The sequence below is a fragment of the Streptomyces sp. NPDC031100 genome (assembly GCF_055570785.1).
Window position 1 is genome coordinate 382950 of sequence record NZ_JBVIGN010000008.1, and the last position, 15034, is coordinate 397983.

Annotated in this window: 16 protein-coding genes and 1 pseudogene; 5 read left to right on the forward strand and 12 right to left on the reverse strand. The window is 68.3% G+C overall.

Going from position 1 to position 15034, the window contains the following annotated elements; genetic code table 11:
• Entirely contained in the window at window positions 1-447 is a 447-nt protein-coding gene (locus ACZ5DS_RS24425) for an effector-associated constant component EACC1 (protein ID WP_468242186.1), read from the reverse strand.
• A gap of 155 nt (window positions 448-602) precedes the next feature.
• Between ACZ5DS_RS24425 and ACZ5DS_RS24430 the strand changes: the two genes are divergently transcribed.
• Window positions 603-2405, forward strand: a complete 1803-nt coding sequence (locus ACZ5DS_RS24430) for a PLP-dependent aminotransferase family protein (RefSeq protein ID WP_468242104.1) — start codon at window positions 603-605, stop codon at window positions 2403-2405.
• 103 nt (window positions 2406-2508) lie between these two features.
• Here ACZ5DS_RS24430 and ACZ5DS_RS24435 read toward each other — a convergent pair.
• Window positions 2509-2619: pseudogene (locus ACZ5DS_RS24435) on the reverse strand (zinc-dependent alcohol dehydrogenase); the annotation flags it as partial.
• Between the two features lie 36 nt (window positions 2620-2655).
• Entirely contained in the window at window positions 2656-4059 is a 1404-nt protein-coding gene (locus ACZ5DS_RS24440) for a sigma-70 family RNA polymerase sigma factor (protein WP_468242106.1), read from the reverse strand.
• A gap of 599 nt (window positions 4060-4658) precedes the next feature.
• Between ACZ5DS_RS24440 and ACZ5DS_RS24445 the strand changes: the two genes are divergently transcribed.
• Window positions 4659-4733 (forward strand): 50S ribosomal protein bL37, encoded by a 75-nt coding sequence (locus ACZ5DS_RS24445; RefSeq protein ID WP_468242188.1) that lies wholly within the window; start codon window positions 4659-4661, stop codon window positions 4731-4733.
• A 65-nt stretch (window positions 4734-4798) separates the two neighbouring features.
• Here the strand turns inward: ACZ5DS_RS24445 and ACZ5DS_RS24450 are convergent, their stop codons facing one another.
• From ACZ5DS_RS24450 to ACZ5DS_RS24460, 3 genes are read right to left on the reverse strand one after another with little or no spacing between them, the layout of a single operon-like run.
• Window positions 4799-5224, reverse strand: a complete 426-nt coding sequence (locus ACZ5DS_RS24450; protein ID WP_468242108.1) for an arsenate reductase ArsC — start codon at window positions 5222-5224, stop codon at window positions 4799-4801.
• 30 nt (window positions 5225-5254) lie between these two features.
• The gene (locus ACZ5DS_RS24455) at window positions 5255-6001 is read right to left on the reverse strand and encodes an aquaporin (protein ID WP_468242111.1); all 747 of its coding nucleotides are present in this window, start codon (window positions 5999-6001) and stop codon (window positions 5255-5257) included.
• Entirely contained in the window at window positions 5998-6369 is a 372-nt protein-coding gene (locus ACZ5DS_RS24460; RefSeq protein ID WP_468242113.1) for an ArsR/SmtB family transcription factor, read from the reverse strand. Before ACZ5DS_RS24460 ends, ACZ5DS_RS24455 begins: the two co-directional genes overlap by 4 nt.
• A 105-nt stretch (window positions 6370-6474) precedes the next feature.
• Here ACZ5DS_RS24460 and arsM point away from each other — a divergent pair, with 105 nt between their 5' ends.
• Window positions 6475-7314 (forward strand): arsenite methyltransferase, encoded by an 840-nt coding sequence (arsM, locus tag ACZ5DS_RS24465; protein WP_468242116.1) that lies wholly within the window; start codon window positions 6475-6477, stop codon window positions 7312-7314.
• A 69-nt stretch (window positions 7315-7383) separates the two neighbouring features.
• On the opposite strand, the gene ACZ5DS_RS24470 is transcribed toward arsM, so the two are convergent.
• Entirely contained in the window at window positions 7384-7773 is a 390-nt protein-coding gene (locus ACZ5DS_RS24470; protein ID WP_468242118.1) for a hypothetical protein, read from the reverse strand.
• A 283-nt stretch (window positions 7774-8056) separates the two neighbouring features.
• On the opposite strand from ACZ5DS_RS24470, the gene ACZ5DS_RS24475 reads away from it, so the two are divergent.
• Entirely contained in the window at window positions 8057-9505 is a 1449-nt protein-coding gene (locus ACZ5DS_RS24475) for a protein kinase domain-containing protein (protein WP_468242120.1), read from the forward strand.
• A gap of 90 nt (window positions 9506-9595) precedes the next feature.
• Here ACZ5DS_RS24475 and ACZ5DS_RS24480 read toward each other — a convergent pair whose 3' ends face one another.
• Genes ACZ5DS_RS24480 through ACZ5DS_RS24490 form a run of 3 tightly spaced genes read right to left on the reverse strand, consistent with a single transcriptional unit; the run spans window position 9596 to window position 12148 of the window.
• A complete protein-coding gene (locus ACZ5DS_RS24480; protein WP_468242122.1) occupies window positions 9596-10759 on the reverse strand; it encodes an oxygenase MpaB family protein in 1164 nt (387 codons plus the stop codon).
• Window positions 10760-10818: 59 nt separating this feature from the next.
• Window positions 10819-11871: a polyprenyl synthetase family protein gene (locus tag ACZ5DS_RS24485; protein ID WP_468242125.1), complete on the reverse strand. Its 1053-nt coding sequence runs from the start codon at window positions 11869-11871 to the stop codon at window positions 10819-10821.
• On the reverse strand, window positions 11864-12148 hold the full coding sequence (locus tag ACZ5DS_RS24490; protein ID WP_468242127.1) for a polyprenyl synthetase: 285 nt from the start codon (window positions 12146-12148) through the stop codon (window positions 11864-11866). The genes ACZ5DS_RS24485 and ACZ5DS_RS24490 overlap by 8 nt, the downstream gene beginning before the upstream one ends.
• A 299-nt stretch (window positions 12149-12447) precedes the next feature.
• Between ACZ5DS_RS24490 and ACZ5DS_RS24495 the strand changes: the two genes are divergently transcribed.
• Entirely contained in the window at window positions 12448-13035 is a 588-nt protein-coding gene (locus tag ACZ5DS_RS24495; protein ID WP_468242130.1) for a class I SAM-dependent methyltransferase, read from the forward strand.
• 18 nt (window positions 13036-13053) lie between these two features.
• Here ACZ5DS_RS24495 and ACZ5DS_RS24500 read toward each other — a convergent pair whose 3' ends face one another.
• Complete coding sequence (locus ACZ5DS_RS24500) at window positions 13054-13896, reverse strand: DUF6454 family protein (protein ID WP_468242132.1); 843 nt, start codon at window positions 13894-13896, stop codon at window positions 13054-13056.
• A 247-nt stretch (window positions 13897-14143) separates the two neighbouring features.
• A complete protein-coding gene (locus tag ACZ5DS_RS24505; protein ID WP_468242134.1) occupies window positions 14144-14467 on the reverse strand; it encodes a hypothetical protein in 324 nt (107 codons plus the stop codon).
• Window positions 14468-15034: the final 567 nt, after the last annotated feature.

Genomic DNA, 15034 nt, shown 5'->3' on the forward strand with positions numbered 1-15034 from the left:
CTAGTCGAGCCCGAGCCGTTCGAGGAGGGCGCGTGCCTCCTCCGGTGAGTCGGTATGGATCTCGACGGTCGTTCCGTCGGGTCGGCGAACCGTCAGGACGGGCCGGTGCGGTCGCGTGGCGCGCCAGCTGACGAGGCTCAGCGCCAGGGACGCGGCGTTGAAGGCCGAACCGAGCACCAGGGAGAGGACGTCGATCACCGGCCCCTGCGCTCCTGGTGCCGGCGGGGCCACCGCCCCTAACTGCGGGGCCGCGAGGAGCCTCGTCTGCCGGTCCGCTTGGAGCCAGCTGTGCAGCGATCTCAACTCGGCTTCCTTCTCACGGTCGTTCGCGCCTTCAACGCTGACCCGGACCTGCATGACCCCTCCTCTGCCGCCCCGCCGTTCATGGTCCACAAACGTCGGCGCCGACGCGATGGTTCCCGATGGTGCAGGCGGGACCTTCGGCATCAAACGCGCATTCGATCACCGTCATACACGAGTTCGACCATACGGGGGGAATATGGGAATTTTCGAAAGTGTCTGCGGCGTAGTCGGCCCGACCGGTGCCCAGGCTGGCTGCCAGGTGCGAACGGTCGCACCGCTAGCCGATGGGAGCAAACTGTATGACGGTCGATCAGTCCCGTCCCCCGACCGCCGTGGACTTTCCGTTCGGGCCCGACCACGAGACCTGGGAGGAGATCCTGCAGAGCCAGGGACTCCACAACGGCCAGGCCGGGCTGGTCAGCGGACCGCTCAAGGACCCCGCCCACGAATACCCGGTGGAGCCGGGCATCGACGCGCGTCAGTTCCAGATCGCAGGCCACGCGCTCACCGACGTCCAGCGCGTCAGGGCCCTGGACGCCATGGAGAAGTACCTCACCTACAAGCGTGACCACATGCTGGGCTACCAGTTCAGCCAGGACACCGACGGCAGCAAGCGGGACCTCGCGCGGTTCCTGGACTTCCATGTCAACAACATGGGGGATCCCTTCGACCGCGGCGGCTACAAGCCCAACACGCGGGTCGCGGAGCGGGCCGTGCTGGACTACTACGCGTCCCTGTGGAACGCGGAATGGCCGCACAACCCCGAGGACGGGGAGTCGTACTGGGGATACATGACCTCGATGGGCTCCACCGAGGCCAACCTCTACGCGCTGTGGAACGCACGCGACTACCTCTCGGGCAAGGCGCTCCTGAAGACCAAGTCCGACGGCCGGGAAACGCTCACCTACGTGGAGCCCGTGGAAACGGCCGAGAACAAGAAGCACTTCACCCCTGTCGCGTTCTACTCGCAGGACACGCACTACTCCTTCGGCAAGGGGATGCGGGTGCTGGGCATGTACAACGTCTACGGCGCGGCGCAGAAGTTCGAGTACCCGGATGAGGACTGTCCCATCGAGGGCGGCTGGAAGAGCTGCAACGAAGGCGTTCCCTCCAACGCCGACGGCGAGGTCGACATCGACAAGCTCGTCAAGCTCGTCGCCTTCTTCGTGAAGCAGAATCACCCGATCCTGGTCAGCCTCAACTACGGCAGCACCTTCAAGGGCGCTCACGACCAGGTCGACGAGATCTGCCGCAAGCTGCTGCCGCTCTTCGAGCCGAAGCACCTCGAGCACGAACTGACCTACGGCCCCGAAAAGAAGGTGACGCGCCGCCGCTTCTGGATCCATGTCGACGGGGCGCTCGGCGCGGGGTACGGACCCTTCATGCGGATGGCCTCCGCGGAACCGCACGTCTTCAACTGGACCCCCGAGGTCACGCTGCCCGAGTTCGACTTCGGCCTGAGGGCGGAGACGAAGAGGGGCAAGAGGGTGGACATGGTCTCGTCCATCTCGATGAGCGGCCACAAGTGGCCCGGCGTCCCCTGGCCGTGCAGCCTGTACATGACCAAGGTCAAGTACCAGATGGCGCCGCCCGCCGAGGTGCCGGTGATCGGGTCCAAGGACACCACCTTCGCCGGCTCGCGCAACGGATTCTCCCCGCTGGTGATGTGGAACGCGCTGGCCCAGCTCTCCTACAGCGACCAGGTCGAGCGCTGCCGCATCGCGATGGAACTGGCGGAGTACATGGAGCGCCGGCTCAGGGAAATCGACATCACGCCCTCCCTCGAGGTCGCGCGGACACCCGGGTCGTTCAGCGTCCGCTTCCGCCGCCCCAACGCGCGCCTGCTCGCCAAGTGGTCGATGTCCGAGGTCGGCGATCACGTCCACGCGTTCGTCATGCCGTCGACCACGCGGGAGGAGATCGACGAACTGGTCTACGACCTCCAGACCAGTGACGCCTTCATCGAGCCTGTTCCGCCGATCGGGCTGGAGGAGGCGGAGGAGTCCTTTGTGGCCCAGCTGGCCGCCCTTCCCGCCGTGGACCTCGCCGATGGATTCATTTCCCTCGGCGGCGTTCCCTTCATCGGACGCGGCATGGAATAGGCGGTACCGCGGGGGAGCTTTCCCTGACGCCGGAAGAGCTCCCTCGCCCGCCTGTTCCGGGACCTGTCACTCGATCAGGGATCTCGCAGGGACACCCCGCTGGTCAGTCGTCGGCCCGGACGAAGACGGGCTTGAGGTGTTTCTCCGGCAGCGCGGTCGGCAGGTCCTCCCAGTCGATGATGTGGGAGACGACCCGTTCGGGGGCGACCCATCCTCGAAGGCCCTCCCCTCCGCCGGAAGGAAGGGCGTGTCACTCCCCGGTCAGTCGCAGGTAGCGCTCCATGGCGCGCTTGGCCTGGCGGTCGGTGTGGCGCGCCATGGCCACACTGATGCCGAGGTGGTAGGCGGCATCGCGGATCGAGTGCCCGTGGAGGTGAATCAGCACGGTGATGTCCCGCTGCCGTTCGGGAAGCGCCTGGATGGCATGGAAGAGGTTGATCGTCTCCTCCAACTGCCCTACGGGATCAACCGCTTCGCGCAGCGCGATGGTCTCGAAGGCCGAGTCGATGAGCGCATCGCGTCGGCCGTGGGCCTTGGCAAAGCCGACGGTGTAGACCTTCATCACCTGCCAGGCGTATGCCGCCGGGCTCTCCGTTTTCAGCACGTTCGGCCATATTCTGAGCAGCTCCTCGAACGCCGAGTCGACTGCGATTTCGGCATCGGCCTTGTCGTTCAGGTACGTGCTCGCCCAGGCCAGATATGCCGGGTAGTGCATGCGGCGGAATGCCTCGAAGGCGCTCGGCCCTCGTTCCACCAGGGGTGGTGCGGCGTTCTCCGTTTCGGAGTCCGGGCCGTCGTCCGAGGAGTTGTCCGCCTCGACGTCCGAGCTGGAGGAGTTGTCCGGCGGGTTGTCCAGGTGGAGTTCGCTGGCGAGCTGATCGAGACGGTCGGCGCGGTCATCCAGGTGACGCGCGGCCTTGATGAGCGCCAGATCAATGTCGTCGCTCGTGCCGTCCAGCGCGTCCTGCACCTCGGGTGTCGTGGTCGGCAGCGGCGCAGAGTCATCCGCGCCGGGGTCGGGAACCGCACCGCGGAGGCGTTCGAGTTCCTCCGTCAGCCGGCGGACTTGTTCGGCGGCCTCTTCTGCGAGGCGGTCGGCTTTCTGACGCTCAGAGCGAGCACGCTCCAGTTCCGTCTCCGCCGTGACCCGCTGCTGTTCACTCCGCGCCAGCCGCTCCTGCACCTGCTTCACATCCGTGTGCATGGAACGGGAATTACGCAGACGGTCGCGCTCCCGGGCCAGCGCGTCGGTGTCGCGGTGCAGCTTGTCCACCATGGCCAGCAGGACAAGCACCATCTGGTTGGCGTCGTTGCGCTCGCGCTCCAGCTGCGTCGCGCGTTCCATGGCCCGTACCAGCTTGTCGGAGACCGCAATCGACCTCTGCTGCAGCATCACAAGCTGGGCCTCGACAGCAGCGCTGCCGGCTCCTGTAGCGCCGGAGGCCGCGCCCGCGCGGCGCCGGGCTGCTTCTGCCTGGGCAAGAAGACGATCCCTGCCCGCGGCGTTCGGCGAGCAGACGTCGGCTATGGCCTCGACAAAGTCATGCCGCAACCCGACACCTGCCAGACGCTCGGACAGGGTCGACCGGCTCGGGACGCGTCCGTCGGCGAAGTGCTCTGGCGTCAGTTCCCGCAGAACGTCGTCCACCCGCATGCCCGCCCGATCCAGCCACTGCCTCAGTACCTGAGCGACAGCATTCGCCTCATCGGACGGCCCTTTTAACGGCCCCCATGGACGAGTCCGTCTGCCCTCACCGGTCACGCGATCCTCCTGCCCAGCGAACATCCTGCCTTTGTCCGGGCTTATCCGGACCAGGGCCCGAACAAGTAGACCAGGCCCGGTTCACCCCAGGAGCGTAAAGACGTCATCCAGCCGCATCCGGCCATATGCAGCCCCGGCCATCCAGGAGTCCAACCGATGAACGCTCTTCACCGCGCCTTCGATCTTGCTGTCCACGGGCTGCTCACAGAGCTTCCTGCCCAGATCATCACAGCGGCGGCGGCAGCAGCCACAGCCGCTGCCGCCCGGGCCTGGAGGAGGCGCCGTGCCGCGTCTGCCCCTGAGGACAAGGCATGAGGTCGGCAGGTCTGGGCTCGCGGGTGCGCATCCGACGGAGTGCCGGTGATCGCTCTGGGGCGGCGGAGCGCTGGTACATGGGCGCTGTGCCCGCGGCAGTGCGGACACCGCAGCCCGAATCTAGACTGGCGAACGTGTAGAAGGTTCCGAATTTCCGAATCAGGGAGAGGCGCGCCATGTCTACGCGAGGGAACAAGCGACGCAGCCGTAAGAAGAAGAAGGCCAATCACGGCAAGCGCCCCAACGCCTGACCTCTGGACGAACTCCTCCACACCCCTGGTCCATCCGCAGCACAGTGGTGCGAAGCGGATGGTGATCACGTCACCGTGGAGATACCGAGTTCGGCGAGCAGGCGACGTACACGCTGCTCGATGTCGTCCCGGATGGGCCGGACCGCGTCGACTCCTTGACCCGCCGGATCCTCCAGCCGCCAGTCCAGGTACCGCTTGCCGGGGAAGACCGGGCAGGCGTCCCCGCAGCCCATGGTGATCACCACGTCCGAGGACTGCACGGCCTCGGTGGTCAGGACCTTCGGTGTCTCGGCGGAGATGTCGATGCCCACCTCTGCCATGGCTTGGACAACGGCGGGGTTCACCGCGTCGGCGGGGGCGGAGCCGGCCGAGCGCACCTCGACCCGATCGCCGCCGAGGCGGGTGAGAAAGGCGGCGCCCATCTGGGAGCGGCCGGCGTTGTGGACGCAGACGAACAGGACCGAGGGGCGCGGGGCGGCGGGAGTGCTCATGGCCGGTGTCTTTCCAGAGGGCGGAGTGGGTCAGGAGGAGGCGAGTTCGGCTTCGCCGTGCGGGAGGACGACCTCGGCCTCCTCGTCCTCGGCGGACGCGGGACGGCCGTACACGGCGATGACGGCGCCCAGCCCGAGCACGGTTCCGGCCAGTTGGGCAGCGATGAACGGGGCTACGGAGGCGGGGGCGATGCCGGCGAAGGTGTCGGTGAAGGCCCGGCCGATGGTCACCGCCGGGTTCGCGAACGAGGTCGAGGAGGTGAACCAGTAGGCGCCCCCGATGTACGAGGCCACGGCCGCCGGCGCGAGGGGCGCTCGGCCGATGCGGTCGAGGCCGAAGACCAGCAGGATCAGCCCCGCCGTGGCGACCCCCTCACCGAGCCACAGGTGCGAGCTGGACCGGTCGTGCGTGGACCACTTGACCAACGGCTTGGCGAACATCGCGTCGGCCAGGATCGCCCCGCCGGCGGCCCCGACGATCTGGGCGGGGATGTAGGCGGCGACATCTCGTGCGGCGAGGCCACCGGCGCTACGGCGGCCGGTGAACCAGGCGATCAGGGTGACAACGGGGTTGAAATGCGCACCGGACACCGGCCCGAACAGGGCGATGAGCACGCCGAGCCCGAAGACGGTCGCGAGGGAGTTGGCCAGCAACTGCACGCCCACGTCGCGCGACAGCTCGGTCGCCTGGATGCCCGAGCCGACCACGACGGCGACCAGCAGACTCGTTCCGACGGCCTCGGCGGCAAGCCGTCGGCCCAGCGGCGGCGGGGTCACGCGATGGCTTCCGCGGTCTGAGGCGTGGCCAGGAACGCGGCCAGCTGGTCCAGGACTCCGGGCAGCACCCAGTAGTAGACCCAGGTGCCGCGCCGCTGGCAGTCGATGAGACCGGCCTGGCGCAGGAGCTTGAGATGGTGGGAGATCGTCGGCTGGGACAGGTCGAACGCGGGCGTCATCTCGCACACGCACACCTCGCCGCCCTCACGGGAGGCGATCATCGACAGCAGCCGCAGCCGGACCGGGTCACCAAGAGCCTTGAAAACCTTGGCCAGCTCCGCCGCCCGGCCCTCGTCGAGCGGCGCCGCGGACACTCCCGGACAACAGGCACCGTCCTGGCCGATCACCTCAAGCTCTTGCTTCGACATGCCTCTATGTTGACGTTTTTCGATCCAGGGTGCAAGGTTGCATCAACGAACGTCAATACAAGACGTTCTGGGGACCGCCGTGCCCCTTCACCCAGGAGTGCAGTCATGAGCGACCAGCAGTCCGCCGACCTGCGGGAGACCGTCCGCCGGCGGTATGCCGCCGCAGCCGTGACGGTCACCGAAGGCGGCACCGCCTGTTGCGGGCCGCAGCCGGTCGAGGTCGACGAGAACTTCGGGTCCACCCTGTACGCCGCCGACGAGCGGAGTGCCCTGCCCGCCGAGGCCGTCGCCGCGTCCCTCGGCTGCGGCAACCCCACGGCCGTAGCGGACCTGCGGGAGGGCGAGCGCGTGCTGGACCTCGGCTCCGGCGGCGGCATCGACGTCCTGCTCTCCGCCCGCCGCGTCGGCCCGACCGGGAAGGCGTACGGGCTGGACATGACCGAGGAGATGCTCGCCCTGGCCCTGGCCAATGCGCGGCGGGCGGGTGCGACGAACGTGGAGTTCCTCAAGGGCACCATCGAGGCCATCCCGCTGCCCGCGAGCACCATCGACGTGGTGATCTCCAACTGCGTGATCAACCTGTCCGTCGACAAGTCGGCCGTGTTCGCCGAGACCTTCCGTGTCCTCAAGCCCGGCGGTCGCATCGGCGTCTCCGACGTCGTCGCCGACAACACCCTCACCGCCGAACAGCGCGCCGAGCGCGGGGACCACGTCGGCTGCATCGCCGGCGCCCTCTCCTTCGCCGAGTACCGCGCAGGGCTGGCAGCGGCCGGGTTCACGGACGTCGAGATCACCCCGATCCACCGGGTTGCGGACGGAATGCACTCTGCGATCGTCCGTGCCACCAAGCCGGTGACGCCCGCCACCTCCTCCGAGGCTGCCGAGCCGGCCGACACCTGCTGCGGAGTCAACGCAAGGTATGTCAGCTGCGCAGGCGAGGCGTGACACCTGCATGGTGATGGCCCCGGGAGGATCCTCCCGGGGCCATCACGTTCTCAGATCGCAGCGACAGCGTCAGTGGTCGTTGACCCACGAGTGGTCGATGGTGTGATCGACCGTTGCGCCGCCCCACATGGCCACGCCGATCTTGGCGCCCTCCGGCAGGTTGTACACCCCGCCGTATCCGGCACTGCGGACCGAACGGCCGTAGTCACCATTGCCACCGCTCGCGAACTCCGACGCCCAGAGGGTGTAGCGCTTTCTGCCATTGACGAACACGATGATGCCGGCGTCGCAGTGATTCCTCTTGGTGTCGGTCACCTGGATCACGTCATCGTGCTCCCAGACCTCCACCTTCACCCCGCTCTCCGACCACGTGTGGTCCGCAGTGCTGGCGGAGGCCGGGCTGGGTGTGGCCAGGACCGTCGCGGCGACAGCCACGACCCCTGCGGCGATGCGGCCCATGCGAATCCTCAAGTTACCCTCACTCCATACAACTTGGTCAAAAATCACCAGCTCCAAGCCGGTGCGACCTCAGTCTTTCAGACCAGCCTGCACGCAATCCCGGCAGTCGCCACTGCGCCGGGTTGCAGGGCCCAACCCCGTCCACATCTGGTTTTCCTGGAGTCAAGCCCCGGCTGCGGCGCCGACGAGGAAGGCGACGGTCCTCAGGAGCGCGGTGCGGGCGCCTTGGCGTGGGTGGTCGCGCCGTAAGCTGCGCCGGGTTTCTGATTCACGGGAGGCGTGAGTGGGGCGGGAAATGGTCCTCGGCGGCCGGTACGAGCTGGTCGAGAAGCTCGGTCAAGGTGGCATGGGAACGGTCCATCGCGGGGTGGATCAGCGGCTGCGCCGCGCTGTCGCGGTGAAACTGCTCTCCTCGGCGCTGGCCCACGATCCGCAGTCGCGAGCCCGTTTCCGGCGAGAGGCGCACGCGGTCGCCGCGCTGAACCATCCAGCGGTGGCCACCATCCACGACGTCGGCGAGGAGCCGCACCCGGACGGCCCACTGCCCTACCTGGTCATGGAGTACGTGCAAGGCGTCACCCTCGCCGAGGTCCTGCGAGACGGCCCACTGCCTGTCGCCGACGCCGTCAACGCGGCATGCGCGGTGCTGGACGCGCTGCGGCACAGCCACGAGTGCGGGATCGTGCACAGGGACATCAAGCCCTCGAACATCATGCTCACCGGACCCGACACCGTGAAGGTCCTCGACTTCGGCATCGCCAAGGCTTTCACCGAGACCGCCACCCGCATCACCGGTAGCGGTGCGGCGATCGGCACTCCCGCTTACCTTTCCCCCGAGCAGATCAACGGGGCGGAGATCGACCATCGGGCCGATCTGTACGCGATGGGGTGTCTGCTGCACGAACTGCTGGCCGGGCAGCCCCCGTTCCGGGGCGAATCGCCCTTCGCCGTCATGCATCAGCACCTGTTCGCCGCACCCGAGCCGGTCTCCCGGCTGAGACCGCAGATACCACCGGCGGTGGAGGCGGTGATCCTGCGCGCCCTCAGCAAGGACGCGAAGGAGCGGTTCGCCGATGCCGGGCAGATGCGCGAAGCCCTCGCCGACGCCCTGACGCAGACCTCCATGCCGACGGTCCAGGCCACCACGCCCGGGCCTCCGGCGACGCGGCCCGGCGGCCGAACCGCCCTCCGGGACGCGCTCCGTGTCTCACTGCGCCCTTCCGCCGACAGCGCTCTGGCTCTGCTCGGATGCCTGCTTGCGCTGCTGTGCGCACGTGGCCGGCTGGTGGACACCGCTCACTTCGGCTGGGTCGCCATCGCGGCCGGCGTGTTGGGCCTGGTGACGCTGCCGTGGTCGACACGCCTGTCGTGCGTGGTGGGCTGGGGGCCGGTGGCCGAGGCCGTGGCGGTCAACTCCGAACTGCGGCGCGCCTACGTCGGGTGGGCCCACTCCTACGTCGCCATCGCTGCTCTGCTCGCACTGGCCGCCGCCTGCTGCCTCGTCAGCGCAGCACGCAGCCGGGAGCGCGGCGCCGGCTCGCTGATCGCCTTCTGGTTCTGTGCCACGGCGTCGATCTGGTACTTCCTCGACGACCTGCACAAGCTCTACGTCTTCTACCTGCTGCTGTCGCTGGTGGCCATGGCCACCGTGTCGTGGGAGACCGTCGAACTCGTCCGCCGCCGGGCCTCGGACACACGGGCAGCAGCTCCGAAGGCGTATCCGCCGGCGTGACGCCGCCTGGCGGCCTGAGGGCGCCCTCCATCCCTCGGCGGAGAGCGCCCTGGACCCCTCCGTAGGGCGCTCGCCCTCTGCAGGGCACCGTCAGGGCGCGACGGTGGGTGCGGGAGGAGTCCAGCGATGGGTGGGAGGCACGCTGCCACTGACACCGAAGTCCTTCTTCAGCTGTTCGGGGATGGCGTAGTGCATGACGCGGCCGCGGGTGAGGGAGGACAGCTCGAAGACGGTGGTGAGGTGGCCGAGGCGGTCCAGCGCCCAGGCGCCCAGCGGTGAGCTGTCCTCGATGGTCTCCAGCACGCCGAGCAGGCTGGGCACGATCTTGACCACGCTGTCCCAGCCGGTGCGGGGGACCCGGAGCCAGTCGGCGCAGGTGTCGCCGACGAGGTAGCGGATGAGGGCGGAGACGACGGGGTCGAAGAAGGTGCCGGGGACGACCTCCTCGTAGAGGTCGATCAGCTGCCGGGTCAGATGGGCGCCCTCTTCCGAAGGACCCATGTGGCGGATCATGTACAGGTCGAGGAACTGCCGGGCCTCGTCCAGGGTTTTGGGCACGGCGCCCTGGTCGACCCCGAGGATGGCGCCGACCACGCGCCATGCGTAGAAGTACGCTTCGGCGCCTTCGGTGGACATGTGGATCCCGAGCCGGTGCAGGCTGTCCAGGACGAGGAGGGAGAACAACATCTGCGCGCCGATCATGTCCTCCTGGCAGATCGGCGTCCCCATGGCCTCGGTGTCCCAGTGGTTCTCGCGCTTGAGGTGGTGGCGGATGGAGGCATGCAGGAGACGGACCTTCTGCGCGGCGGGGATGAAGCGGCTGCCTGCTTCGAAGGCGTCGGGCTGCATCAGGTAGACGGTGAACTGGCCTGTCTCCGCCATCCGCTTGGACGGGTAGTTCAGCCCGTGCGTGGCGGACAGCAGCTTCGCGGCGTGCGGCATCGCGTAGCAGGCGGGCATGGAGGCGAAGGACAGAGCGGTGGAGATGTGCACGTTGTTGTCGATGAAGAACAGCCGGGCCTTCTCCATCTCGCCCCAGTCCACCCAGGTCGGGGGCACGCTGGTGGTCTGGAGGTACTCACGGGCGACCTCGGGCAGTCCATCGGGCAGGGGCGAGCCGGCGGTGGAGACGTAGCGCATCAGGGTGTTGAACGTGCCGACCTCCCCCCGCTCGAACAGTGTGGCCACGACGGCGTCGGCGAGTTCGTCGCCGGACTGGCGCAGGGCGTTCAGCGAGGCTTCGGCGTAGGTCATGTCAGCAGTCCTTCTCGGCAGGCTGCACGGTGGTGTGCGGGGCCGGTGCGCGGAGCGGGTCAGTTACGGCGGTCGGTGGCGGAGCGGGCGAGAGCGGTCAGGGCCCGCCGTGCTTGCTGAGACGTGTCGAGCCCGTCCAGGAGGCCGACGGCTTCCCGCACTCGGGAGGCGATCATGTCTTCCACTTGTTCTGGGGCCTTGAGCGCGACCATCAGCTCGCGTACGTCCCGCAGGTGCTTCTCGTCGAGGTCACGGCGCCCCAGCACGCCGGCAAGACGCTCACGCTGTGCGGGACGGGCGGCCTGCCAGGTCGTGGCCAGCAGCGCGGTGGGTCGGTGGCCGCGGATGTCGTCCAGGCCGGCCTTGCCCGTGTGCTCCGGTTCGCCGAAGAGGCCCAGCAGATCGTCGCGCAGCTGGAATGCCTCCCCCAGCGGAAGCCCGTACGCGGACAGGGCGGCCCGCAGCTCCGGGGAGGCGCCCGCGAGCAGGGCACCGATGAGCAGGGGCTGCTCGACGGTGTACTTGGCCGTCTTGTAGCGGACGACCTTCAGGGACACGTCCGGGTCCGGGTGGGCGCCCGTGGTCAGGATCTCCAGGCATTCGCCCGCGATCAGTTCCCGCGCGAGTACCGCCCACATCGGCCGGGCCCTGGCCAGGTAGGCGGCGGGAAGGCCGCTGGCGGCGAACAGGTGCCCCGCCAGCGCCATCAGGTGATCCCCGACCAGCATGGCCAGCGAGCGGGCGGCGGCGCGCGTCTGTGGACGCCCGGCGAGGTTGGCCTGCAGGGAGATGTGAACGGTGGGCAGGTTATGACGTAGTGGGCTGTCGTCGATGATGTCGTCGTGGACGGTCGCCGCGGCATGGACGAGCTCCATGGAGGCAGCCGCACGCATCAGGGCATCGCTGTCGGGCTGACCGGCCGCACGCCACCCCCAGTAGCAGAAAGCCGCCCGCAGGCGCTTGCCGTGCCGCGCGGCCACCTGCAACTGCTCGGCGACCGGCTTCAGAGCGTCGTCGATCGCGAGAAGCTGTTCGGCTTCGCCTGTCAGGAAGTCGTCCAGAAGAGCGTCGATACGGTCTTTGAATCCGGCCGGATCCCAGCGGTCAGACATCGGTGGCGGACGCCGCCTGCCGGGCCACGGCGTGCTGGGCCAGCACCTCCAGGTGGGCCGGGGGAGCAGATGCGATGCGATCCAGGGCGATACGGCCGCGGGCCATCAGGTCCTGCTGCGCATCCCGTGCGAGTTCGGGCCCGTCAGACCGGCGCAGCAGTTGCTGCACGGTTCCGGCGGCCGAGCCGATGGTGCTCACTGCCAGGTCCGCCAGACCCGCGACGAGCAGCACCGCCTGCTCGTCCAGACCCCGGCCGCTTTTCGGAGCAGATGTCATACCGATCCCCCTGCGTTGTCGGTCGGATGCGGCACACGCCGGCTCGCGGCGCTGCCGATCACAGGATGGCCGCGTGATCACTCCGCTTTGCCCGCATTACCGCATCGAGTGATCACATGAACGGGTTTACGATCTGACCCCGGCCGTAGGTCGGACAGCTCCGGCGGTCGGCGAGCCGGTTGCCGCCGCCGGTTGCCGGCGCCGGTTGCCGGCGCGCGAGGTCGGCGGGTCCGGCTGATCCGATGCCGGGTAATGGCTCGTGGTTTGCGCTGTGTTCACTCGGGGGTAGCTCTCGGGCCATGCGTGACTTAGTGCGGGAGCAGTACTACCGGCATCGTGCCCCGGTCTACGACGAGACCAGCTATCGCGGGGACGAGATGGTGAACGCCGGACTGGACCGGGAGACGGCCGAGATCGGGAAGCTGCTCAACGCCCTGCCGGCGGGGCGGGTGGCGGATGTCGCCTGCGGAACGGGCGTGTGGACCCAGTTCCTGCGCGGCGACGTCGTCGCCCTGGACCAGAGTGCGGAGATGCTTCGGCTGACGCACGCCCGGGTACCGCAGGCCCGGAGGATGCAGGCACTGTTTCCGCCGCTGCCGTTTGCCACCGGTGGCCTGGACCGCATCGTCACGGGCAACTTCTACGGGCTGCTCAGACCGCCTGAGCGGGCCGTTTTTCTTGCCGAAGCCCGGCGTACGGCCCGCGAGCTGATCGTGATCGACCTGCGCAGTGACGGCGACCTGCACGAGGAGCAGACGGAGCTGCGGACCGTCGACGGGACCACCTACCCGATCTTCCGGCGCCGCTTCACCCCCGAGAGCCTGAGCATGGAGCTGGACGGTGAACTGATATACGGCGGGCGCTACTTCCTGGCCATACGGGCGTGACCAGCACGGCCCGAAGGGTCATGCAAGCGGTGTCTCCAGCGTGAGCAGGTGGGAGTCGCCCGCCGCTTCGCCGTCGTCCGGTGCGGCGAACATCCGCAGGGTGCTGCCGTCGATCTCCAGATGGACCGCGTTGTAGGTGACGACGCGGCCGGCAGGGGACAGGGTGGTCACCGGAGCCTCGTGCTCGATCCGGCCCGACTCGACGTCGACGACGGCGATACCGCCGAGACTGAAGACGCCGGTGCCCGCGAGCGGGTACTCCGCGATGCCGGTGCACACCATGTGGCCGCCGCCGGCCGTGACGCAGGTCTGGTAGTCGACGAAGTGGCTCTTGTTGTCGACCCGGTGGATGAGCTGCCCGTCGGTGGTGAAGGTGAGCAGCCGCCGGGATCCCCACGTCACGGCGTGCAGCAGGCCGGTCTCGCGGTCGCGGACGATGCCCCCGATGTGGTCGTCGAAGCGGAACGCCTCGGTCGCGGCCAGCGTGTCGGGATCCACTCGGTAGACGATGGAACGGGAGTCGGGCCGGTACTCGGCGGCCGGGACCCAGAGGGATTCACCGTCGAAATCGATGCCGCCGGGGTGGTAGACCGTGTCCTCGCCCACGGTGACGTGACCCAGCGCCGCGCCCTCGGCGTCGGTGACGAACACATGCCCGACGCCACGACCGGGCGTGCGGTCGTAGCCGTCCACGGGCTTGTCGTACGGCCTTGTCGCCTCGATGATCTCGGCGGTCGACACGTACAGCCGGTGGTCATGATCGCGGGTGATGCCCTGGGGGTGATGGGCGGCGAAGCCGAACGGCACCTTGCCCTGCACCGTCCAGACGGTGCTGCGGGAGAGCTGTCGCACGGCTGCCACAACGGCCTCGTTCGAGTCGTCGCGCCCAGTGATGGCAATAGGAGAGTCGTATGGATCGCTCATGTTCCGTCAACGACCCCTTCGCAGGCGTGTAACGGGGCTGCGTTCACGAGGTGGGGGCCGGTGCCGATTCCCCGTCCGCTCACGCAAACGGCCCCGGACGAGGAGTCCGAGGCCGAACAGAACGCCTCTATGGGAGGAAACCCCAGGTCAGCGGCCTAATGCGTTATGCAGCCGACAGTGTGGGCTACTTGCCGAGGACGATGGTGTTGTCGCACCCCAGGCGTGAGCCGATGTTGGTGGTCTGCGGGCCAGGTGAGCCCTCGCCGTTGGACTGGTTGCCCTCCCTGCCGTTCTCGTACCCGGACTCGCCCTGTACGTCGACGTTCTCTTCGACCGTCTTGCATGAGGTGCTCTGGTTGATGACGGTCGTGTTGCTCTCTCGACCTTGGTTCTTGTGCCCGTGCCCGTGCCCGTGGCCGTGCCCGTTGGCGTAGGCGGTGCCGGCGCCGAGGAAGCCGACGGTACCGAGGAGGACGGCCACGACAGCCGTCTTGCGAGACTTGCGCATGTCTTCTCCGAGCGTTGAAGCGGACGCGTATGGATCCGCCACGTCATAAGGTGACGAGAGGTTAATGCGCAAATGTCCGATATTCGCTCGTCGGCACGCCGGATCGTCTGATCAACGAGCGCGGGCGTCGGCCCCGGCGGTCGGCTCAAGCTCCCTGTGCAGTAAGGGCATTACGAGGCAGAACGCGGGTGTCGGCGCTCCGCGCAGAACCACCCGTGTGGCCGCGCCGCGAGTGCGAGGCGGCATGGGCCATTCGGCGTTGAACCAGGGGCACCGACGAAACTCCCGGGTGGCGTTGGTGAGTTCGCCGCACGACGGCACAGCCCGACGACGTCACGCGCCGCGCACGAGGGGAAACGATCTCCGGCAGCGTGGAAAGGCGGAAGCTGCTTCATGGGGCTGGCCGGCCTGGTGGTGGTGCATGCCGATGCGGTGGTGGCATGGTGGACAACCGCAGTACTGTCGGCGGCAGCGCGTGGACGATCGCGTTGGTGGTCAGCTCCGAGATCACCAGGAGGACGTCGTCGGCCGTCGGGGTGGACACGCGCCGTTGGGTGAGACGTTCGT

What these genes read in the sequence shown, in the direction of transcription:
- arsM (WP_468242116.1), top strand. Translation starts at nt 6,475, where the DNA reads ATGAGCGACCAGCAGTCCGCCGACCTGCGGGAGACCGTCCGCCGGCGG.
- ACZ5DS_RS24430 (WP_468242104.1), top strand. Translation starts at nt 603, where the DNA reads ATGACGGTCGATCAGTCCCGTCCCCCGACCGCCGTGGACTTTCCGTTC.
- ACZ5DS_RS24485 (WP_468242125.1), bottom strand. Translation starts at nt 11,871, where the DNA reads ATGTCTGACCGCTGGGATCCGGCCGGATTCAAAGACCGTATCGACGCT.
- ACZ5DS_RS24505 (WP_468242134.1), bottom strand. Translation starts at nt 14,467, where the DNA reads ATGCGCAAGTCTCGCAAGACGGCTGTCGTGGCCGTCCTCCTCGGTACC.
- ACZ5DS_RS24440 (WP_468242106.1), bottom strand. Translation starts at nt 4,059, where the DNA reads ATGCGGGTGGACGACGTTCTGCGGGAACTGACGCCAGAGCACTTCGCC.
- ACZ5DS_RS24480 (WP_468242122.1), bottom strand. Translation starts at nt 10,759, where the DNA reads ATGACCTACGCCGAAGCCTCGCTGAACGCCCTGCGCCAGTCCGGCGAC.
- ACZ5DS_RS24460 (WP_468242113.1), bottom strand. Translation starts at nt 6,369, where the DNA reads ATGTCGAAGCAAGAGCTTGAGGTGATCGGCCAGGACGGTGCCTGTTGT.
- ACZ5DS_RS24490 (WP_468242127.1), bottom strand. Translation starts at nt 12,148, where the DNA reads ATGACATCTGCTCCGAAAAGCGGCCGGGGTCTGGACGAGCAGGCGGTG.
- ACZ5DS_RS24495 (WP_468242130.1), top strand. Translation starts at nt 12,448, where the DNA reads ATGCGTGACTTAGTGCGGGAGCAGTACTACCGGCATCGTGCCCCGGTC.
- ACZ5DS_RS24450 (WP_468242108.1), bottom strand. Translation starts at nt 5,224, where the DNA reads ATGAGCACTCCCGCCGCCCCGCGCCCCTCGGTCCTGTTCGTCTGCGTC.
- ACZ5DS_RS24425 (WP_468242186.1), bottom strand. Translation starts at nt 447, where the DNA reads ATGCCGAAGGTCCCGCCTGCACCATCGGGAACCATCGCGTCGGCGCCG.
- ACZ5DS_RS24470 (WP_468242118.1), bottom strand. Translation starts at nt 7,773, where the DNA reads ATGGGCCGCATCGCCGCAGGGGTCGTGGCTGTCGCCGCGACGGTCCTG.